The 19979-nt window shown below is 63.3% G+C and carries 23 protein-coding genes and 1 pseudogene; 10 read left to right on the forward strand and 14 right to left on the reverse strand.

Annotation, left to right across the window (positions count from 1 at the left end; all coding sequences use genetic code 11):
* Positions 1-2 precede the first annotated feature (2 nt).
* Genes AC5P6A_RS04320 through AC5P6A_RS04330 form a run of 3 tightly spaced genes read left to right on the forward strand, consistent with a single transcriptional unit; the run spans position 3 to position 2141 of the window.
* Complete coding sequence (locus tag AC5P6A_RS04320; protein WP_049405310.1) at positions 3-314, forward strand: DUF2523 family protein; 312 nt, start codon at positions 3-5, stop codon at positions 312-314.
* Between the two features lies 1 nt (position 315).
* Positions 316-1518: a zonular occludens toxin domain-containing protein gene (locus AC5P6A_RS04325; protein ID WP_495222246.1), complete on the forward strand. Its 1203-nt coding sequence runs from the start codon at positions 316-318 to the stop codon at positions 1516-1518.
* Positions 1515-2141, forward strand: a complete 627-nt coding sequence (locus AC5P6A_RS04330; RefSeq protein WP_495222247.1) for a TraX family protein — start codon at positions 1515-1517, stop codon at positions 2139-2141. The genes AC5P6A_RS04325 and AC5P6A_RS04330 overlap by 4 nt, the downstream gene beginning before the upstream one ends.
* A gap of 574 nt (positions 2142-2715) precedes the next feature.
* Here AC5P6A_RS04330 and AC5P6A_RS04335 read toward each other — a convergent pair.
* Positions 2716-3054 (reverse strand): DUF3653 domain-containing protein, encoded by a 339-nt coding sequence (locus AC5P6A_RS04335; RefSeq protein ID WP_495222248.1) that lies wholly within the window; start codon positions 3052-3054, stop codon positions 2716-2718.
* 202 nt (positions 3055-3256) lie between these two features.
* On the opposite strand from AC5P6A_RS04335, the gene AC5P6A_RS04340 reads away from it, so the two are divergent.
* Positions 3257-3637 carry a DUF3653 domain-containing protein gene (locus AC5P6A_RS04340; RefSeq protein ID WP_072167026.1) on the forward strand — a complete coding sequence of 127 codons (381 nt, stop codon included), beginning with the start codon at positions 3257-3259 and terminating at the stop codon, positions 3635-3637.
* A 37-nt stretch (positions 3638-3674) separates the two neighbouring features.
* Here the strand turns inward: AC5P6A_RS04340 and AC5P6A_RS04345 are convergent, their stop codons facing one another.
* The 4 genes and pseudogenes from AC5P6A_RS04345 to AC5P6A_RS04360 all read right to left on the reverse strand — a co-directional run bounded on the left by AC5P6A_RS04345 (position 3675) and on the right by AC5P6A_RS04360 (position 7430).
* Complete coding sequence (locus AC5P6A_RS04345; protein ID WP_346714827.1) at positions 3675-4301, reverse strand: hypothetical protein; 627 nt, start codon at positions 4299-4301, stop codon at positions 3675-3677.
* Positions 4302-4977: 676 nt separating this feature from the next.
* Positions 4978-5856: pseudogene (gene ku / locus AC5P6A_RS04350) on the reverse strand (non-homologous end joining protein Ku); the annotation flags it as partial.
* 50 nt (positions 5857-5906) lie between these two features.
* On the reverse strand, positions 5907-6416 hold the full coding sequence (locus AC5P6A_RS04355; RefSeq protein ID WP_049417379.1) for a ferritin-like domain-containing protein: 510 nt from the start codon (positions 6414-6416) through the stop codon (positions 5907-5909).
* Positions 6417-6512: 96 nt separating this feature from the next.
* Positions 6513-7430, reverse strand: coding sequence for an NAD(P)/FAD-dependent oxidoreductase (locus tag AC5P6A_RS04360; protein WP_329841805.1), 918 nt, complete (start codon positions 7428-7430; stop codon positions 6513-6515).
* A gap of 262 nt (positions 7431-7692) precedes the next feature.
* On the opposite strand from AC5P6A_RS04360, the gene AC5P6A_RS04365 reads away from it, so the two are divergent.
* From AC5P6A_RS04365 to AC5P6A_RS04375, 3 genes are all read left to right on the forward strand, one after another.
* Entirely contained in the window at positions 7693-7929 is a 237-nt protein-coding gene (locus AC5P6A_RS04365) for a hypothetical protein (protein ID WP_049417377.1), read from the forward strand.
* A 290-nt stretch (positions 7930-8219) separates the two neighbouring features.
* Positions 8220-9362, forward strand: a complete 1143-nt coding sequence (locus AC5P6A_RS04370; RefSeq protein WP_329841808.1) for an ATP-binding protein — start codon at positions 8220-8222, stop codon at positions 9360-9362.
* A 1-nt stretch (position 9363) separates the two neighbouring features.
* On the forward strand, positions 9364-9735 hold the full coding sequence (locus AC5P6A_RS04375) for a response regulator (RefSeq protein ID WP_111096934.1): 372 nt from the start codon (positions 9364-9366) through the stop codon (positions 9733-9735).
* A gap of 23 nt (positions 9736-9758) precedes the next feature.
* On the opposite strand, the gene AC5P6A_RS04380 is transcribed toward AC5P6A_RS04375, so the two are convergent.
* The 3 genes from AC5P6A_RS04380 to AC5P6A_RS04390 all read right to left on the reverse strand — a co-directional run bounded on the left by AC5P6A_RS04380 (position 9759) and on the right by AC5P6A_RS04390 (position 11436).
* On the reverse strand, positions 9759-10208 hold the full coding sequence (locus AC5P6A_RS04380; RefSeq protein WP_111096972.1) for a BLUF domain-containing protein: 450 nt from the start codon (positions 10206-10208) through the stop codon (positions 9759-9761).
* Positions 10209-10326: 118 nt separating this feature from the next.
* Complete coding sequence (locus AC5P6A_RS04385) at positions 10327-10623, reverse strand: hypothetical protein (RefSeq protein ID WP_329841811.1); 297 nt, start codon at positions 10621-10623, stop codon at positions 10327-10329.
* Between the two features lie 96 nt (positions 10624-10719).
* On the reverse strand, positions 10720-11436 hold the full coding sequence (locus AC5P6A_RS04390; RefSeq protein WP_252744706.1) for a hypothetical protein: 717 nt from the start codon (positions 11434-11436) through the stop codon (positions 10720-10722).
* Positions 11437-11603: 167 nt separating this feature from the next.
* On the opposite strand from AC5P6A_RS04390, the gene AC5P6A_RS04395 reads away from it, so the two are divergent.
* Complete coding sequence (locus AC5P6A_RS04395; RefSeq protein ID WP_329841812.1) at positions 11604-12359, forward strand: tetratricopeptide repeat protein; 756 nt, start codon at positions 11604-11606, stop codon at positions 12357-12359.
* 61 nt (positions 12360-12420) lie between these two features.
* Here AC5P6A_RS04395 and AC5P6A_RS04400 read toward each other — a convergent pair whose 3' ends face one another.
* The gene (locus AC5P6A_RS04400; RefSeq protein WP_346714828.1) at positions 12421-12945 is read right to left on the reverse strand and encodes a transporter; all 525 of its coding nucleotides are present in this window, start codon (positions 12943-12945) and stop codon (positions 12421-12423) included.
* A gap of 590 nt (positions 12946-13535) precedes the next feature.
* Here AC5P6A_RS04400 and AC5P6A_RS04405 point away from each other — a divergent pair.
* Positions 13536-13892: a hypothetical protein gene (locus tag AC5P6A_RS04405; RefSeq protein ID WP_072167034.1), complete on the forward strand. Its 357-nt coding sequence runs from the start codon at positions 13536-13538 to the stop codon at positions 13890-13892.
* Positions 13893-14363 (forward strand): hypothetical protein, encoded by a 471-nt coding sequence (locus tag AC5P6A_RS04410; protein ID WP_329841815.1) that lies wholly within the window; start codon positions 13893-13895, stop codon positions 14361-14363.
* A gap of 104 nt (positions 14364-14467) precedes the next feature.
* Here the strand turns inward: AC5P6A_RS04410 and AC5P6A_RS04415 are convergent, their stop codons facing one another.
* Genes AC5P6A_RS04415 through paoA form a run of 5 tightly spaced genes read right to left on the reverse strand, consistent with a single transcriptional unit; the run spans position 14468 to position 19939 of the window.
* Positions 14468-15094 (reverse strand): nucleotidyltransferase family protein, encoded by a 627-nt coding sequence (locus AC5P6A_RS04415; protein ID WP_346714829.1) that lies wholly within the window; start codon positions 15092-15094, stop codon positions 14468-14470.
* On the reverse strand, positions 15070-16131 hold the full coding sequence (locus tag AC5P6A_RS04420; protein WP_329841817.1) for an XdhC family protein: 1062 nt from the start codon (positions 16129-16131) through the stop codon (positions 15070-15072). Before AC5P6A_RS04420 ends, AC5P6A_RS04415 begins: the two co-directional genes overlap by 25 nt.
* Positions 16132-16140: 9 nt before the next feature.
* On the reverse strand, positions 16141-18345 hold the full coding sequence (gene paoC / locus AC5P6A_RS04425; RefSeq protein WP_495222249.1) for an aldehyde oxidoreductase molybdenum-binding subunit PaoC: 2205 nt from the start codon (positions 18343-18345) through the stop codon (positions 16141-16143).
* A complete protein-coding gene (locus AC5P6A_RS04430; RefSeq protein ID WP_134734846.1) occupies positions 18345-19295 on the reverse strand; it encodes an FAD binding domain-containing protein in 951 nt (316 codons plus the stop codon). Before AC5P6A_RS04430 ends, paoC begins: the two co-directional genes overlap by 1 nt.
* Positions 19292-19939, reverse strand: a complete 648-nt coding sequence (gene paoA, locus AC5P6A_RS04435; protein WP_005416549.1) for an aldehyde dehydrogenase iron-sulfur subunit PaoA — start codon at positions 19937-19939, stop codon at positions 19292-19294. The genes AC5P6A_RS04430 and paoA overlap by 4 nt, the downstream gene beginning before the upstream one ends.
* Positions 19940-19979 lie beyond the last annotated feature (40 nt).

Consider the following 19979-nt stretch of genomic DNA (forward strand, 5'->3'; position numbering starts at 1 on the left):
CCATGCCAATGCTCATCAGCACGTTGCTGACTGCTCTCGCTGCGCTGTTTCGCTCGAAGTGGGGTCCATGGGTGGCTGAGGCCATGGTGTGGCTTGGCATCTCCTGGGCAACGAATGAGTTTCTTGTGGATCCATGGATCAGCCAGATGGAAGATGCAATGCGTGCCGGTGCGCCGGGCGGAGAGTGGGGCGCGCTGGTTGTGTCCTATGCGGGCATCATGAAATTCGACGTAGCGTGCACGATGATTGCCTCCGCTGTGACGGCAAAGTTCGCAGTCGGTGCCGCGAAGACGTTCCTGACGAAGCGGACCTGACATGCCTATCGAACTGTTCACCGGCCAGCCCGGCAACGGTAAAACCGCGCTGATGATGGAGCGGCTTGTTTCGGAGGCGAAGGCGGCCAATCGGCCGATCTTCGCTGTCGGAATTGACGGCCTTGATCCCGGCCTTGCCACTGTGCTCGATGATGCGCGGCACTGGAACGACAAGGACGCCGAGGGGAACTACATCGTCCCGAATGGCTCGCTGATCTTCGTGGACGAAGCGTGGAAGTGGTTCGGCCACCTGCATGACGCCACGCGGCAGCAGACGCCGAGGCACGTGCTTGAACTGGCTGAGCACCGGCATCGTGGCCTGGACTTCGTGTGGACCACGCAGCAGCCGAACCAGCTGTATCCGTTCGTACGTGGTCTGATCGGCGCTCACTCGCACGTGGTGCGGCGCTTCGGAACGAAGATGCTGGACGTCTATCGCTGGGGCGAACTCAACGAGGAAATTAAGTCACTCGCAAAGCGGGACATGGCCCAGCGCACCACACGGTTGTTGCCATCTCAGGTGTTTGGACAGTACAAGTCTGCCGAGGTCCACACGATCAAGGCACGAATCCCGCTCAGGGTGTTGCTGCTTCCGGCAGTGATCGTCGTTGGCGCTGTCTGCGCCTATATGGCTTACCGTTCTCTCGTCCCATCTGCGCTTACAGATGGCGTGGGCAAAGAAGGGACGCAATCGGCGTTAGCCGATGCGGCCCCTTCGCCGCCGCGCGGCGGATCAAGCAAGGAAGGCGCTCCGCGATGGCCCTCAGCCGCTGCCTATGCAAAGGACCATCTGCCGCGCATCAGCACCATGCCCTGGACTGCGCCCGTGTTCGATGATCGACAGGCTCGATCCGATCCGCAGTTGGTGTGCATGTCGTCCATGGAGGGACTGGACGCGCAGGGCGTCCGCCAGGAGGCGAGCTGCCGTTGCCTCACTGAGCAAGGCACAGCGTATGAGCTGAGTCAGCCCGAGTGCCGCACGCTGGCGCGCAATGGGCCTGTCTACAACCCATATCGGGAGCGGTCGGAGGATCGGCGGGACCAGCGGTTTGACGCGGCAAGCCAGCCACGCCCGGCAGAATCGTCGCCACTGACGGGCAGTGTGGTCCAGCACGTGGAGCGCACAATGGGCAGCTTCCCCGAGTCGCCGCCGTTCCCAACCGATAGCTACATGACCACGGCACCGGGGCCGAACAAGCTATGACCAGCAGCGCACGCGAGGTGTTGAAGTGGCTGGCCGTCGTTCTCATGACTTGCGACCACGTCGCCAAGATCATCTATGGCGGGTATGTGCCAGGTCTCAGCGAGGCGGGCAGGGTGGCGTTCCCTCTGTTCGCGCTGGTGATGGCCTACAACCTCGCCCAGCCCGGTGCCGACCCGGTCAAGTCGGTGCGTAGGCTCGGCATGTGGGGATTGATCGCGCAGCCCGTGCACGCCTTGGCATTCGGCTACTGGTTGCCGTTGAACATCCTGCTCACGTTCGCCCTGTGCGCCGCTGCCATCTATGCGGCCGGCCAACGCAGGTGGGTTGTCCTGGCATTGGCCGCGGCGGTGCTGGCGGCATTCGTGGACTACCAATGGGCCGGGGTAGGGTTCGTGCTGCTGGCGTGGTCCGCCTTCTACCGACACCAGTACTGGCTGCTTGCGCCGGCATTCGCCGCGATCTGCTGGTTCAATGGCAACCTGTGGGCATTGGCGGCCATTCCGGTGGCGTTGGGCATGTCGCGTGTGGCGTGGCCGGTGCCACGTGGCCGATGGGCCTTCTACGGCTACTACGTGGCGCACCTTGCGTTCATCGGGCTGCTGGCGCCTATACTGCGGCCATGAACCTGCGCCGCTATCTCGACGTTCACTACTGGGTTGCCCGATGGATGGATCGGGCGTTCGCGCGTCAGCAGGCGCGCCAGAAGAACTAAACGCTCACGGGCAATTTTCGCCCGGGATGTTTTCCCAGCCGCCTGGAATACGCCGAAAGGCAATCCCATTGATGCATCGAAATTCGCCGTTGCGCCGTGTATCGGTGTCCGCTTGCGATCGTCCGGCTTGGGCTCGCTTTGCGGCAATCTCAGCTAGATCTCGTTGTGAGCGAATCTCCGCCAACGCTGCCGTCCGGTCGGGCACTGGTTCGGACTGGGGAGCCAGGTCAGCGCTGGTTGATTGGGCTGGCGCAGGCTCAGCTCGGAAGCGTGCATTCCAGGCGTCGCCGGTCTTCAGATGCAGCCAGATTCCAGCACCGGCCATGCCCAGTAGCAGCACGGCCCACATGCCCAGCCACGGAAACTCCCAGCGCGTGCGCGGGATAGGTTGCAGGTACTCTGGTCGTTCGCGTTCCATACGGCCCCCAAGGCGTCCTGCGCGCATTCTAGCCGGGGTGTAGGGGCAGCGCCCCTACGGACGCGCCTCACACGCGCTGGCGGCGTTTCGGCCCCGGTACCGGCAGGACTGCCGGTGGTGGTTCGGCGTCAGGGCCAGCCATCGCTACCGATGACCGCTTTTCCCGACGCTGTGCCAGGGCATCGGAGAGGTTCACCACGCTGGCGGCGTTGAAGGACAAGGGTTTCCGGGGTTTGCCGATCGCGCGGCCGCTCTCCATCATCCGACGCCATTCCTGTGCCTGGGCGGCGGTGAGCGACAGCCAGGCCAGATCTTCGGGAAGCAGCTCGCGGCCTTCGGGTGTGACCAGTCGGCCAGCCTTAAACGAAAAACCGGCCCAAGGGCCGGTCAGTTTCCGATCACGCACGATCAGGCTCCATGCCAGAGTAGGTGCCGGGGCAGCGGCAAGAGGCGTGCCAGCCACCCCAAGACGATATGAACATAATATACATTATGCGCAATGCTGTATCGGGCTACGGCCGCGTTCGTGTCCTCGGCGTGGCAATGGCTGGGCCTCTGGCTCGGCTCTTGCCACGCCCTCAGTCCCCGGCCAAGGATGAGATCGCGGCATGATTGAGTTTGACCCGCACCACCGTATTGACCTGACCGGCCCTTGGGCCGGTTTTTCTTTCCTCGGTGACCGCCTGATCACGCCTGAAGGTCGCGAGCTGCTGCCTGAAGACCTGGCGTGGCTGTCGCTCACCGCCTGCCAAGCGCAGGAATGGCGCCGCATGATGGAAGCTGCACGCTCGGTACCGTCGATCGACAGTTCCAAAAATGTGAGCAATCGCGACGCCGGCATTCGCCATCATCCTGCCACTGTCGTCAATCTGCGGGACGTGGTGTGCCGGCGCAAACAGCGTTCCGCGGTGGCGATGGCTGGCCCTGACGCCGAGCCACCAGCGGCAGTCCTGCCTGTATCGGGGCCGAGGCCTCGCCAGCGCGTGTGAGGCGCTTCCGTAGGGGCGCTGCCCCTACACCCCGACATCAAGTCTTAAGGCTCTTCAGCGCGGCGCCTACGGACGCTACCGCCTTATCGTAATTCTGGATCAACGGCGGACCATACCTGCGCAATTGATCTTCGATGCTCTCTATGTGCTCGACTACCCACGAACTGTCCGTCGACGCTCCAAGCTTAAGCCGAGCCTGTTCGAATTCCTCAAGAAGACGGTTGTTGTAGAGAAAACTGTCCACCGAACCCTTGAGGTCAATGTATCCCTGGATAACGAGGGTCGCCGTGCGCTCATCAACCAAGCCCAACTGGTCCGCATTCTTCGCAAACAAAGTGAAGTAGCCGCTTTGAAGGGGAAAAATGGACCCAAACCCCCCGCGCCCACCCGCTGCCTTCCATTTGGCGATTTCAGGGCCTAGTGATTGCTCCGCCATCTTCAGGACCGCTTCCATTTCTACGCGAAGACCCAGTTTCAGCCGAGCGATAGCTGCCTCGTCCGATTTCGCTTCAGCGACCCTGTCAGCAGATATCTGGCGATCGACGGCCTTTGTAGCCGCGACCGCACCGATCAAGCCACCTGCAATTGTCTGTACCAACGGGCTGCCGATGATGGCCTCCAGCCCTGCCCACATTGCTCCAAAAATCATGGATACGTCGTCCATTACGCCCCCTCTTGCGGTCCATTTCGTCCGATTCTATCCCGTCATCCATTGGCCTGCCGGTGCCAGGACCGAGGCCTCGCCAGCGCGTGTGAGGCGCTGCCGTAGGGGCGCTGCCCCTACACCCCGGCTAGAATGCGCGCAGGACGCCTTGGGGGGCCGTATGGAACGCGAACGACCGGAGTACCTGCAACCGATCCCACGCTCGCGCTGGGAATTTCCGTGGCTCGGCCTGTGGGCCGTGATCCTATTGGGTATGGCCGGTGCTGGAATCTGACTGCATCTGCGGACCGGCGACGCTTGGAATGCGCGCTTCCAAGCCGAACCTATGCCAGCTCAGTCAGCCAGCGCCAACCCGGCTCCCCAGCTCGAGCCAGTCACGGACCGAAAAGCAGCGTTGGCGGAGATCCGCGCACGCCGAGAACAGGCAGAACGAGAGGTCAAGCAGCGCCGGGAAGAGATCCGCTGCATAGGAGGTGTTGCGTTCCGGCGCATTCCGGGCGGCTGGGAGAACATCCCGGCCGAAACCTGCCCGTGAGCGTTTAGTTCTTCTGGCGCGCCTGCTGGCGCGCGAACGCCCGATCCATCCATCGGGCAACCCAGATCGGTCGCGTGGTTCCTTGGTCTGATCAAAGTGGCGCTTGCGGCGGTATTCGACCAAGGACATGACGGCTCCCCGTTACTTGCCCAGGTGCTTGCGAACCGCTGCGGAGGTAGGACCCACGGCTTTGACTGCGGCCCGGAGCTCGTCGGCGGCGGCCTTCTTGGCAGACTTGCTGTCTTTGGCAGACGGCTTGGAGGCGGTCTTCACCGGGGTTGCCTTCGCCGGGGTGCGCTTGTTGGTTTCCAGGCTCTTCTGGAGCAAGGCCATGAAGTCCACCACGTTGGTCGCCGAATCCTCGCGGCGCTCGGGCTCCTCAAAGGTGGTCGTGGCGCCGGCCTGCTTCACCCGCTTTTTGATGATGTCCGACAGGCGCTCGCGGAACTCGTCCTGGTAGCTGTCCGGTTGCCATTCCGACGTCATGCTCTCAATGAGCTGCTTGGCCATCTCCAGTTCTTTGGGAGCCACCCGGTAGTCGGATGCTTGGCCTTGAGGCAACTTGTATTCGTCCGGCGACACCAACTCCTGCGGATAGCGCAGCAGGATCATCACCAGCGCATCGTCCTCGGGCATCACCGCACAGATGTATTCGCGGGTGCGGATGACTACCCTGGCGATGCCAACCTTACCCGTTTCCTTCAGGGTCTCTCGCAGAAGCACATAACCCTTCTCGGTCTTCTTGCCGGGCACCAGGATGTAGGGCTTTTCGAAAAACCGCAGACCAATGCTCTCGGCGTTGACAAACGCCTCTACGTCGATGGATTCGTGCGTCTCGGGTGCGGCTGCAGCGATGTCTTCCTTTTCTATGACGACGTAGCTTCCCTTGTCATACTCGAAGGCTTTGACGATGTCCTTCCACGGCACCTCTTCGCCGGTCTCAGCATTGACGCGCTCGTATCGGATGGGCTTCTTGTTGCGAGCGTCCAACATTCGGAAACTGAGGTCCATGCGTCGCTCGGCCCGGCCCCGTCGGCCGGGCGTGAACCCAGCCGACGAGAGTCAATGACTCACTTCTTTGCTTCAACGCCAGGGGTGGCGTCGCGGACCATGAATTCTTCGGTGACCTCGGGCAGATGGGCCGCCAGCCAGTCGGCCATGGCCTCTTCCTGAACCAGAATCTCTTCACAGACTCTCACGGTTTCGGCATCACCGGCGGTCTTGGCAGCAGCGATAAGCGCCGTGTAGGACGCGATTTCGAAGTGCTCGAAGACGTAGCCGGCCATGGCGCCTTTGACGATCTCATCAGAAGCCGTCATGCCGCCGACGGCCTGACCGAAGGCCGCCATCTTGCCCATCACATCCTTCAGGGTCGACGGGGAGCCGCCCAGCCGCTTGATGCAACCTTCCAGCAGTTCGCGCTGGCCGATGGTCTCCTGGATGTGTTCTTCAATGCGTGCCTTCAGCACCGGGTAGTGCTCGATCCGGGACGCCTGGCCCTTGAGCATGGTTTCCGCCTGCTGCTCCATCGCGTGTGCGTCGCGCAGCCAATCCAACAGGTTCTCTTTGAGCTCTGCCATGGTGATCTCCGTCAGGGAATGGACCTCCACCCTAACGAGGCGCCCATGGCAGCAAGGCGACGCCACCGTGAAGGCATGGCGAACGCCCGTGCTTGCTTAGTCAAGCAGCCCCAACAACGAGCGATGCGCCGCCACGCCAGCGAGCGCGCCTTCTCCGATGGCCAGGGCGATGTTGCCTGCGAACCGGGCTGCGTCCCCGCAGGCGAACACTCCTTCCACGGTGGTCCGCTTCGCCGAGTCCGTTGAAATGCAGCCAACAGATTCGGTTTCACACCCCAGTTGGTGTGCGATCGGGGAGCATAGTTTCGTTTCGGGGTGTAAAAAGAGGGCCCGTAGCTTTAGCCGGCGTCCGTCGACCAGGTCCGCCGTGGCTTCTCCAGAAACGCCGACCAACGGTGTTCGCTCCAAGGCCGCATCAATGCCGTTAAGCTGATTCTCCAGAGCGTTCAATGCCTGCTCCGTCCGATCTCCCCGGTGGAAGATCATGATTTTCCCCCATTGCTGCAATGCCTTGGCATGCGCCAACGCATCGTCGTCTGCGGCGACCAGAAGCCCAAGCGACCCTCCGCAGATCTCGTAGCCGTGGCAGTAAGGGCAATGGAGGACGCTCTTTCCCCAGCGCTCTTCCAAGCCGGGGATTTCCGGGAGCTGGTCCACGACCCCGTGGGCCAGCACCAATCGATGTGCGGACACTGTTCTCCCAGAGGCACAGGTGACCTTGAATCCGGTCCGGGCAGAGCCCTGCGCACCCACCGCCTCGGCGGCGATCCAGCGCACGTGGCTGTAGGCTTGAAGTTGCCGCCGAGCGGTTGTCAAAAGATCGGCCGGGGCGCATCCATCCCAACCGAGGCAGCCATGGGCTCGGCTGGCGGCGCGGTTCCTTGGCAGCCCATGATCAATGATCACCACTGATCGACAGGCCCGAGCAAGCTGAAGCGCGGCGGACATCCCAGCGAAACTTCCACCGATCACGACGGCGTCTACAGGATTGGGAGCAACGGCGTCGTTTGTCATGGGCATCCATCTGAGGGAAAGAGTCGTTCCAGGTGCCCCTATCTGACGCCTACACCGTCGGCCGCCCGTGTAGAACGAGTGGCGACGGAGCGAAAAGGGATTTCACGGCGTCGGACGCGCAGCTCACCTTCGCTCCCCTTCCCACTGGGTTCGCAGAAAACTGGTGAGCGCAGAGTAGAGCCGGCGTGGGAACGGGCCCCCAACTTGGAGACCAGACGCAATGCGATGGCTCTTAGTGTGGGATGCAGGAGGGCAACCCCACATGAGTACCCGTCTCGAAATTGATTTGATGATCGCTCAGCTTGAGGAGAAGCTACCGGAATGGGCAGCGCTCTACTCCGAGGAGCAGTTTCTCCGGATGCTCGCTGAAGCATTGAGCTACATCGCGGTCAGCGCAGACCCCGACGCTCGGACGCACTGCGTGATGCGCACGGGGTGCTTGGACCCAAGCAGTAGCGAAGCATACTGGGGACGGCAATACGGTCGACACGAGTCCTGACCCCACATTCGGCACATTCGCTTGTCCTTGATCCGGCGTGGCTCGTCCTGAATGCTCTCCAGCGCTACGCCAACTTGATACCCCAGCGTCATCAATCTTTGTTCCATGACCTGCATCGCTCGCGTCCCGCCCACCATCGCCCCATCCTTGCTGAACAAGCCACACCGTCTGCATTAGCGAGTCTCGACGGCTCAACGCAGCGGATGTGAAGGTTTCGTAACGCCCAAACGGTGGGCCCTTCCTACACTGCCCCACCTGTCGCCTCCGGTGGCTCGCCACGAGGATGACCCATGATCAGCCAGCAACGCTCTACAGATGCTCTTAGCGATGAGTGCAGGCAGTTCAGCCTTCTGGTGAACTCGGTCACGGACTACGCGATTTATATGCTGGACACCGCGGGCTTCATCCGGACGTGGAACACCGGAGGGCAGCGGATCAAGGGCTATACCGCAGCAGATGTCGTAGGGTCCCACTTCTCCAGGTTCTATCTCCCAGAGGAGGCGGAAGCGGGGTTTCCCCAACGCAATTTGCGCGTTGCCGCTGAAGAAGGACGATACGCCTGCGAAGGCTGGCGCTTGCGCCAAGATGGAACGCCGTTCCGCGCGAGTGTGGTCATTGACCCTATATGGGTCGACGGTGATCTCGTCGGATTCGCCAAGATCACGCGTGACATTACCGAACTCCATCAGGCTCAAGAGCAACTGCTTGATGCGCAGCGCGAACTGTTTCAAGCGCAAAAGATGGAAGCGATTGGCAAGTTCACGCTGGGGTTGGCGCACGACTTCAACAACCTACTCACGATCATCGCCAACTGTCTGGACATGGTCAGTATCCACGTGGATAACCCTGCAGCCGCGGCGCTCATTGACACCGCCCAGCGTGCGGGCGAACGGGGAACACTATTGACGCGTCAGCTGCTGACCTTTGGCAAGGGGCAGACCCTGGTCCCGGAGAAGGTCCGGCTGGGAAGGCTTCTGCATGAGTTCGAGGGCATGCTTAAACGCGCGGCTGGCGACCACGTTGACGTGGCCATCCAATTGCCCGACGAAGATGTGGAGATTGAGCTTGATAAGGCCCAGCTGGAGGCCGCCATCCTGAACTTGGTATGCAACAGCCGCGATGCCATGCCTCAGGGTGGACAGATCACTGTGTCAGCGGCAATTCGCTCTCTGCAGAGCCCATCCACCCCCATGAATGGCCCGCTAGATTACGCCTGCATCACGGTCTGCGACGATGGCGAGGGCATTCCCAAGGAAGTGCAGGAACGGGTTTTCGAGCCGTTCTTCACCACCAAGTCAATCGGCAAAGGAAGTGGGTTGGGGCTAAGCCAAGTATTTGGCTTCACGAGCCAATCGGGGGGGCACACCGAATTGATCAGCGAAGTCGGGAAAGGAACCCGGGTTAGTCTTTTTTTCCCAATTCGAGTCCGTTGAAATGCCTATCCATGTTCTTTTCGTAGAAGATGAAGAAGATCTCCGCGCAGTGGTTGCCGATGCCCTCAGTGCCCAAGGTTTCGATGTCACCACCGCCAGCACGGGAGTTGAGGCAATTGCACACCTTCGCGGCGAGGGGAAGTTCACCATCGTTGTGACGGACTACAGCATGCCAGGCTCTGCGACCGGCCTGGATGTTGCGGTTGAAGCGGCTTTGACCCAACCGCTGGCGAAGGTAGTGATTTCGTCAGGGCTTCAGCGTTCTCAATTGCCGGTGCTTCCCGAAAATGTCCGTTTTCTTCCCAAGCCCTACCGATTTCGTCAGCTCACCACGGCGATTCATGAGCAAGTGGATTGCCGGCGGGCTACCTAGGATGAGTGCTCCACGCCGTAGCCTCAGTCAAGCGCAGCGCCTCGGGAGACCAACAGGAGCAACCGATCCATCGCTGTCGCGTTCATGGCCTCGCCGTCGCCTCGCCTCTTGAATCCGGCCCAATCGCCGAGCGCGGTTGAAGTCAGCTCGCTTGGCTCTACGGGGAGCCATTTCATCGGCCAGAACGGAAGCCGGCGATCGGAGACCGCGCTTCTCTGCAGCTCCAGGACATGATGGTGGCTAGAGGCTCCAAGGACGCGCGAATATGCAACATCTAGCCCGTCTGACGGCCCTTCCAGGTATTGAAGGAAGCGCTCGCCGTCAAAAAGAAGAATGCCGCTGACGCCGGCGTCTCGATTGAAGCGGGCTGCGTCGTCCACGAGATCGTCCAGTTTGCTCCCCCGCAACCCTAGCTTGTCTCCCATCAGGGCATTCGAAGCTTCGCTGACATACACCACCGCCCTAATGGGCATCGCGCGCTCCCTCTCCATATGGTCGATGCACGTTAGCAAATATGAATGATGTAGCTCTCTCGATTGTTCGAAAGTGAGATACCGATCCTGACGTGTTCAGGAATGTGCGCGCCAGTCGCTACGCCACGTCACGCTCTGAAGCCAGCAAATGCAGCAACGATGGCGTCGTCAACGCTATCGAACCACGGACATGCCCAACACCGGTCAGTTTTATGTGCTTGCGCTGGTCCCTGTCCGGGATGAGCACGGCAACATCGTCCATGTGCGACAAATCTCTATCCGTTGCACAGCCTGCGGCGGGATTACCGACCTCAGCGGGGATGCCCTGGGAAAGATACCCGGCGGCACAGTTCTGACTTGCAATCATTGCGGCGCGCGCCAAGCCGTCAGCAATGCTCGGCTCGATGAATGTCATCACGTATTGCCGAACGAGCCGGGTCGCCGCAATGACCAGTGAGAGCCGATCATCGGGGCAAACAGCCGCATTGCGGCTGTCAGCGATAACGAGCCCTTATCGCGACTGAACTGGTTTGGCAGGCAGAACGGATTTTTGCGCAATCTCCAGCCTACTCACGTCGTCCACTGGCATAAGAACTGCAGCTTTCTGTACCGGGTCCCAAAGTACATAGCTATCACCCAAACGCCCCACTAGGCCCAGGCCGCCTTGCACCTTCTCATCAATAGTCACATTGACCGTGTACTTGCTGGCGCCAGAAGTAATCGCCTTGGCGCGCTCGAAGCCAAGCCAGTTTGACGAGATCGGGACATAGACAATCATCACGAGCGCATAGACCAGCCACGGCGAGTCCTTCACGGCGGCCGGCAACACTGGGGAAAGGCGTACTGCCATTGCACATATGCCCGTCAGCGCCACACCTATCAAAACGGGCCAGGCATTGGTCCACCAAAGCAAGGCACCCATTCCAACAAGACAAAGAGCCAGGGTCAGCCACATCAGCAGATTGGCTTGGGACGGCGTCGCTGTCACCTTCCCCTCAACCCACCCTCCAAACAGCAGCGCAATCAGAATAAGGAACAACACCATGCCGATCCCCGCAAGCCCTGCCAGTGCAAGCTCACTCACCGCAACAAACTGAAAAGGATCCAGGCCGAAGTGACCCCAGTAAGCCTTCAGATAGAAAGCCCCTTGCACCAAGCCAAACGTAACCAGCGCCGAACCCCACCCCGCAACATCGGCCATGGTTAGCGTCTTCTGCGTACGTTCCATGTATCCCCTTCCGTCAATGCAGCCCCGCCACATAGTGGCATGCAGCGCTCGACTCTGCAGAACTCATCCTATTAACGTGACGCGTCACGCTCGATTGCTGCCACTCCATTGGCGCCCTACCCCTCCCCGACTATAGTTCCACCCCTCACAAGGACGAGGCGGCACACATGCCCTATATCGGAATCGGACTCCACGTACTGGCGGCCATCTACTTCGCGGTGCACGCCATCCGCTCGGGGCAGAGCCTCTACTGGCTCATCCTGCTCTTCTCGTTCCCGCTGCTCGGCAGCGTCGTCTACTTCCTGGCGATCTACTTCCCTGAAGTCCGCCACTCGCGCGGCGCCCGGCAGGTCGTCCGCTCCGCCAAGCAGCTCATGGACCCGGGCCAGGACCTTCGCAACGCCCGTGCCGAACTGGCGCGCACGCCCACCGTGCAGAATCGGGTTCGGCTGGGCATGACGCTGCTGGATGCCGGCCAGGCCGAGGAAGCCAGGAGCCTGCTTGAACAGGCAGCCAGCTCGCCGCTGGGCGACGATCCCTACATCCTGACCGGCCTTGCCCGTGCCCGCCTTGAGTCCGGGCACGCCGCGCTGGCGGTTGAGACGCTGGACGGCCTGTTCGCACGCCACCCGGACGTGCGCCGCAAACCGGAACAGACCTTGCTGTACGCGCAGGCATTGGCAACCGCGCAAGCCCCCGGAGCCCGCGCCGCATTCGAGCGCGCCGTGGAATGCGGGAACGACGCGGCCGCCCGCTGCCTCTACGCCGAATGGCTGATGGCGCAGCCGCAACCCGACGATCGCAAGCAAGCCCGCAGCCTGTTCGCCAGCATCATCGACGATGCCCAGCACTGGTCGCGCCACGCGCGCAGCCACAATGCCGCATGGCTGGAGCGAACCAAGGCGGCGTTGAAGGGCCACTGACGACCCGGCGGCAGGTGGCGGGCTCGAACACCTGCACTTCCAGGAAACTATCGCAGCGGGCCTAGCGCGAGCCCGGCCTGGGGAAGAGCAGCTTTGGGGTTCCGATAAACAGCAGCCATGCACCCAGGGCCGCTCCGTAGGCGAGCACCGTTCCCACAAGGAACGTGCCGAACAGATTGCCGGTGAACAGCTGATACAGCCCTTTGCCGCGACCTGCAGCGCTGCCTCCAACAGTCAGCACGATGACCGGCAGCATGATCATTCCGCTGCAGAGGATCAGGGAGAACGCGCCCAGCAACCAGCGCTTGAGCGGCGGGTTCCATGGCATGGGGTAGCCTGCGAGCAGTCGCCTCATCCAAAGAAACAGTACTGGAAAGGCGATCAGGTACATCAATGCCACATACAACCAGGTTCGAGCATCAGCGCTGCCCGCCTCGAAGGTGGCTCGCGGGTATACCCCTGTGCGATAGAGCGTTTCTGCGCTTGCCGCCAGCGCCGCGCTAATGATCATCGCAGGCTTGAACAGGCGCGACACCTTGCCCCATTGCGCGTTGCGTAATTGCTGCCCGTCAGTCATGCCAGACATGAAAACCTTTTTGGGCGGATGCATCCATGAGGTACCAAGGGGCATTGTGCAGATGATTCGCCCCGCCACATGGTGACATGCAGCGCCTTATTTCGCAGATTTCACGTATTAACGTGACGCGTCACACGCAATCGGAAGCGCATTGCTGGACAGGCATGTCGCATCTGCCTTGCTCACAGCCCCACCGGGCGGATGCCGACAGCGCGCAGAGCTGCACCACCGACATGGCCGATAGCGTTGCAGCGCAAGGCTCCAGCTTGGTTTCGTCGTATGCAACGATTCTGAAAATGTTGAAAGTAGTGACGTCATCAGCCCTACTGCATTGGCATCGCGCACAACCGGGCGTATTCCTTGCCGTGCCACCTTGAACAGGTGGCCGGGATTCGAAACCCCGGTTCTACGCTGAAGTAAACGCTTGCCAGCCGGCATCACCCATCAGGTGGTGCCGGCTGGCAATCCGTCGGCCTGCTATGGCGGGCGGTGCGTGGAGGCCTTGCGCCTGCCGGTTTAGCGTAGACCGGGTTTCGAACCTCGCATCGTCCGCCACCTTTATCGGTGGCGGCTTCTGCATGCACGCAAGGAGCCCCACCATGACCCAGCCCCACTCCCCTGCCCCGCACCCGATCCACGACGCGCCAGCGAATGGCCCTGCGCTGGACCCGAACACCCTCATCGCCCTGCTGCACAGCATCGGCTCAGGCGTCGCCTCCGATGGCCAGCCGTGGCCAGAACGCCATCAGATGCCAGGCCGACGCATCGCCCTGGCGGACACCGACTGCTCGCTGGCCGGCCTTCGGGTGGTGCTGGAGATTCTGCTGGCCGCGCAGCGCGCCCGCGAGAACGGCGAGCTGGAGCAGTACGTCGGCCCGCGCGTGATGGAGGGGCTGATCATGGCCGGAATCGGCCTTACCGCACACGCCAGTACCCGACTGCATCCGGAGGGCTGAGTGGCCTGGTGGCGCTGGGCGGCCACCGCGCTCTGTCTTGTGGTGGTGGTTGCGGCACAGACGCAGTGGCTGGCACCGCCGGTGCACTCGCCTGTCGCGTTCCAAAGCATCAACGACCATCGATTCTCACAACTGCGCCGCCAAGCCGTGCAGTTCGTGGAGGCTCGGCCACGACAGGGCTTCCAGTTCGTCGAGCGGCATCGAGATGTCGAGTTCCAGGTTCATTGCCGAGGCATACCCGTGCTGTGGCTGGAGAGGCGCTCGCACCATCTGCTGTTGCAGGCCTCACTGGACGCGAAGCAGCGGGCGCCCGCCGTTGTGCGGTTGCGGGCGCTCCTGCAATGGCAGTTGGAGCCGTTGGATTACCTGGAGCAGGTATTGGCTGGTGTGCCGGAGCCTGTTCTGCTGGATCGGGTGCTGCAGATTCTTGCTGGTGATGTGCCTTATGGGGCGCGATGTGGCGTGCCGTAGTCGAGCATGGCTTCACTCTACAGGGCTGCGGGCAGCGAGGGTTCGAGCTCCAGCCCTGCCGCTCGTCACCTGCGCGACAGGCATTGGTCCAGTGATCATGCGAGTCACCTCCCGGCATCGATCCAGCCCGCATCGCGCACACGTGCAAGATCTTCTGGCGTATCGATATCCAGGCCCAGTTCCGGTGCTTGAAGGGCATGCACGGCATCGATGGGAAGCTGCCGCAGGCGCGCTCCGAAGCCGCGGTCACCGATTGCACCCGCGGAGTTGAACCATGCACGCGGCACTACTGCGGGAACGCCAAGCGCGTTTCCATGACGGGTACCCGCACACCCTGACGCCGAGGCGCGCCCCCCCGAAAGCAGCGCCTGCAGATGGGAGCGCTCGATTGCGGGCTGGTCGCATGCCACGACCATCACCGCGGTCACGGTGGGCAGCAGGTGTGCGCCGGCAACCTGCAGACTGCTCGCCAGGCCGCGTTCCCAGTGGTGGTTGGTTACCGGAGTGGCATCCAGCCCGGCAACGCTGGATGTCACGGCCTGTGCGTTCGCGCCCACCACGACCAGCACCTGCGTTGGCGCGAGCTCCAGTGCCAACCGCACCACGCGATGTACCAGGGTCTCGCCCTGCCGGGTCAGAAGCTGCTTGGGCTGGCCAAGTCGGGTGCTCCCGCCGGCAGCAAGCACGACGACCGCATGCGCCTCAGTCACCTGCCGTGCGCGCTTCGCCATTGCTGCAGTTGCGCGGCGATGCTGAGCGAAATCGCCTCTGGCCCTCGGCCGCCGATGTCCAGGCCGACCGGTGATCGAAGTCTCGGGGAAAGGCGGTGGCGCTGATCCGGTGTCAGCAGCTTGAACAGGTCCTCGCGCCTTCGCCGCGGACCCAGCAGTCCAATGAACGCGACGTTGGTATCAGCCAGGGCCACCAGCGCCTCCCGGTCCAGTTCGAAATCGTGATGCATCACCAGTGCCGCGTCGCACGGGTCGGCATGGAGGGCCTCGGCCGGGCTGGTCTGAAGATGCGCATCCGCGCACTGCCCGGCAGAGGCCCAGCGAGCTCGCCGTTCGGCCACGCTGACCCGCCACCCCAGGCCCCGCAGCAACGGAACCAGGGAGGGCGTTTCGGGACCGCCCCCCAACACCAGGGCCCGCGGAAGCCGGGGCAACGGCAAATGCCATGCGCCCTCGCCAAAGGATTGCGCCCCGTCCATCGGATGCAGCTGCCATGCCTGCTCGCGATGGCCGGCGCGGAAAACGACCTGCCCCGACGTGCGAAGGTCGCGCTGGAGTGACACGCCCTCGCGCAGCCAGACCTCGATGACGTCGTCGATGCCGACCATCGCACGCAACGGCAGGAGCGCAATCCGCAGTCGGCCGCGGCACCCGAGCGCGGACCCACTCAAAAGATCGTCGTCACTGCGGGTGTCGATCTCGATCCAGTCGACCCGGCCTGCAGCGCTCACCTGCTCCGCGCGTCGCGCGAGCTCGGGCTCCAGGCATCCGCCACTGAGCCAGCCGACCTGGCTGCCGTTGCAGAACAGCACCATGTCGCCGGCACCGGCGTAGGTGGAGCCAGCGGTTTCCAGCACCAGCGCGAGCACGGCGTGCTGCCGTGCGCGCAGGTGCGTCACTGCCGCCTCGAGTACGCCGCGCGGGTTGCCTTCGGTGAGGAAGCCCGGCGCTGCCGACAGGTGCTCGGCAAGATCGCCGGGCTCCCCTCCGCCTGCGGCGGAGGCCTCCAGAGTGGGCGAGGCTGCGGGTCGGTCCATGCGCAAGGGTCAGCCCACGTCGGGCAAGCCGGGCAGCAGCTTGTCCAGGGTAATGGGATAGTTGCGCACGCGCACGCCGGTTGCGTTGTAGACCGCATTGGCGATCGCGGCGCCGACCCCGCAGATGCCCAGTTCACCCACGCCCTTGGCCTTCATTGGCGAGATCACCGGATCCAGCGTGTCGAGGAAGACCACTTCCTGGTACGGAATGTCGGCGTGCACGGGAACCTCGTAGCCGGCCAGGTCATGGTTGATGAACAAGCCAAGCCGTTTGTCGACCACCAGCTCCTCCATCAGGGTCGCGCCCGCACCCATCACCATCCCGCCGATGACCTGGCTGCGTGCGGAGAGCGGATTGAGGATCCGGCCGCCATCGCATACGGCAAGCATGCGGCGGATGCGCGTCTCTCCCGTGTAGGCATGCACGGCAACCTCGCAGAAGTGCCCTGCATAGGTGCCGACGTCGTAGCCTTGCTTGAAGTCGCCGAAGGCAATGCCGTCCTCCGCCGAGAGTGTGCCCGCCTCCGCCAGCTTGATCGTCCGCCCACCCGCTTGGATGCGGCCATTGGCGAAGTCTGCGGTGTCGCCGTCGAAGCCCAGTTTCTCGCCCACCTTGCGGCGCAGGCTGACGCACGCCGCATACACGCCTGCGGTGGAGCTTGCCGCGCCCCACTGGCCGCCGGAACCAGCGGAGGCGGGATGACGGGAGTCGCCGAGGGTCACCTGGACCCGCTCCAGCGGCACGCCCATGGTCTCGGCTGCCGTCTGCGCGATGATCGTGTAGGAGCCGGTGCCGATGTCGGTCATGTCGGTCTCGACAATCACCCCGCCCTGGCCGTCAAGCCGGACCCGCGCCGCCGACTTCATCGTCGGTGCGCCGCGATAGCCCGCAGACACGCCCATGCCGACCAGCCAGTCCCCTTCCCTGACCTGCGCCGGCCTGGGGTTGCGCTTGTTCCAGTTGAAGCGCTCCGCGCCTTCGCGCAGGCAGCGCACCAGGTTGCGGTCGGAGAACTTCTTGGACGGATCGCCGGGTACCACCTCGGGCTCGTTGAGGATGCGGAACGCGATCGGGTCGAGACCCAGCTTCTCGGCCATTTCGTCCATCGCAACTTCCAGCGCCATGTGGCCCGGTGCTTCGCCCGGTGCGCGCATCGCATTGCCTTCGGGCATGTCGAGCGTGGCGATGTAATTGGCCACCAGGCGATTGGCGCCTGCATAGAGCTTGGGCGTCTGCAGGGTGCCGTTTTCGCCATCCTCGCCGTTGATGTTGCCCGACCAGTTCTCATGGGCGATGGCGGAGATCCGGCCATCCTTTCCGCAGCCGATCCGCACGCGCTGGAGGGTGGCGTGCCGGTGCGTGGTGTTGTTGGGCATCAACGGGCGTTGCAGCGCGATCTTCACCGGTCGCCCGACCTGCTTGGCCGCCAACGCGGCCACCACCGCGTCGGCACGGATGAACAGCTTGCCGCCGAAGCCGCCGCCGATATAGGGCGAGTCCACGCGCACCTTGGCAGGATCGATGCCGAGGATCGCCGCCATGCCCTGCCTGGCCCAGTCGATCATCTGGTTCGCCGTCCACAGCGTGAGCGTGTCACCCTCCCAGGCGGCGATGGTGGCGTGCGGCTCCATCATCGAATGACTTTCGTCGGAGGTGTGGTAAGTCTCGTCCAGCTTGACCGCGGCGCTCGCGTAGGCAGTGTCGAAATCGCCGAGCGTCTGCCGGTCGGGCTTGCCACCGCGCCCCTTTGCCAGCGGCGCAGACGGTGCCAGGGCCGGGAAATCGAAGCGGCCCTTGCCGCGCTCGTAGCGGGTGCGGATCAGCGCTGCGGCGGCGCGGGCCTGCTCGAAGGTCTCTGCCACCACGCAGGCGATGGCCTGATGGTAGTGGGCCACTTCGGGTCCGCCGAACAGCGGCGCATTGTTCCAGTTCGATTTGCCGACCGGCTTGGTTTCCGGTGCGGTGATGACCGCCAGTACGCCGGGCGCGGCACGTGCGCGGGAGGCATCCATCGAAATGATGCGCCCCTTGCCGATGCCCGCACCGACGATGTAGCCGTAGGCCTGGTTCGGCGCCACGTCATGGCGCTCGTAGGCATAGGGGGCGGTACCGGTGGTCTTGCGTGGACCGTCGATGCGCGGCGTCGACTTGCCGACGACCTTGGCCTTGTCGAACAGGTTGTCGCCGGCGGGGGCGTTGAATTCAAGGGGCATCAGCGCTCTCCTTCCACCAGCACGGCTGCGAGAGTGCGCTCGGCGAGCGCGATCTTGAACGCGTTCTCCGGCGTCGGGCGGGCACCGGCGAACACCTGCCGGGTCGCGGCCTTTACGCCGTCGTGCAGCAGCGGTTCGGCTGCCTCGACGCGCCACGGTTTCGGCGCAACCCCACCGAAGGCGAACCGCGCCGAGCCGTCACGCTGCACGACCGCGGCGACCGACACCAGTGCGAACGCATAGGACGCGCGGTCACGTACCTTGTGGTACACGTGCCGACCGCCCAGGGGTTGTGGCAGCGTGACGTGGGTGATCAGCTCACCGCGCTGCAGCACGTTGTCCTGCTGCGGCTTGTCGCCGGGGGAACGATGGAAATCGGCAATCGGGATGCTGCGCGTACTGCCGTCACCCCTGACGGTCTGGATCGAGGCGCCCAGCACCCGCAGGGCCACCGCCATGTCGCCCGGATAGGTCGCGATGCAGCTGTCCGAGGTGCCGATCACGCCCATCTGCCGGGAGAACCCCTCGAGTGCGCCGCAGCCGGATCCGGGCAGGCGCTTGTTGCAAGGCAGATTGGGGTCGTAGAAATACGGGCAGCGCGTGCGCTGCAGCAGGTTGCCGCCGGTGGTGGCTTTGTTGCGCAACTGCCCGGAGGCACCTGCCACGATCGCGCGGGTCAGCACCGCGTAGTCGCGGCGCACGCGCTCATGCGACGCCAGTGCGGTATTGGTGACCAGCGTGCCGATGCGCAGGCCGCCTTCGTCGGTGGTTTCGATCCTGTCCAGGCCGATGTCCTGCACATCGACCAGGTGCGCTGGCGTCTCGACCTCCAGCTTCATCAGGTCGAGCAGATTGGTCCCTCCGGCCAGGAACTTCGCGCCCTCGGTACCGGCGACGGCCTTGGCGGCCTCGGCCGGGGATTTGGCGCGTTCGTAACTGAAGGCCCTCATGAGCGCCTCCCTGCAGAGGTCACGCCAGCGACCTCTGCCATTGCCTCGGCAATATTGGAATAGGCGCCGCAGCGGCAGAGGTTGCCGCTCATCCGTTCGCGCATTTCCATGTTGGTGGCCCGGGGCCGTGCGCTGACATCCGCCTGCACATGGCTGGGGACCCCCCGCTTGATCTCGTCCAGTACCGCCACCGCCGAACAGATCTGCCCCGGCGTGCAATACCCGCACTGGTAGCCATCATGCTTGATGAAGGCGGCCTGCATCGGATGCAGGTCATCGGGGGTGCCGAGGCCTTCGATGGTGGTGATGGCATCGCCCTGGTGCTGTACCGCCAGGCTGAGGCAGGCATTGATGCGCTCACCGTTGACCAGCACGGTACAGGCACCGCATTGACCGTGGTCGCAGCCCTTCTTGGTCCCGGTCAGCTTCAGATGTTCGCGCAGGGCATCGAGCAGCGTGGTGCGGGTGTCGAGTTCAAGCTCCCGCCGCTCGCCGTTGACGGTCAAGGCCACCGTGCTGATGACCGGCGGCCTGGGCGGCGGGGGCGCCGCCAGTTCGGCGGCGAGCGATGAGGCCCCCGGTGCGGCGGACATCGCCACGGTCGTGACGCCGCCGGCGATCACCTGGCGACGCGTCAACTTCATTCCTTCATCACAACTTGGCACAGTGACCTCCTGGCGTTCG

The sequence above is a fragment of the Stenotrophomonas sp. YJH_SMC_20 genome (assembly GCF_059367845.1).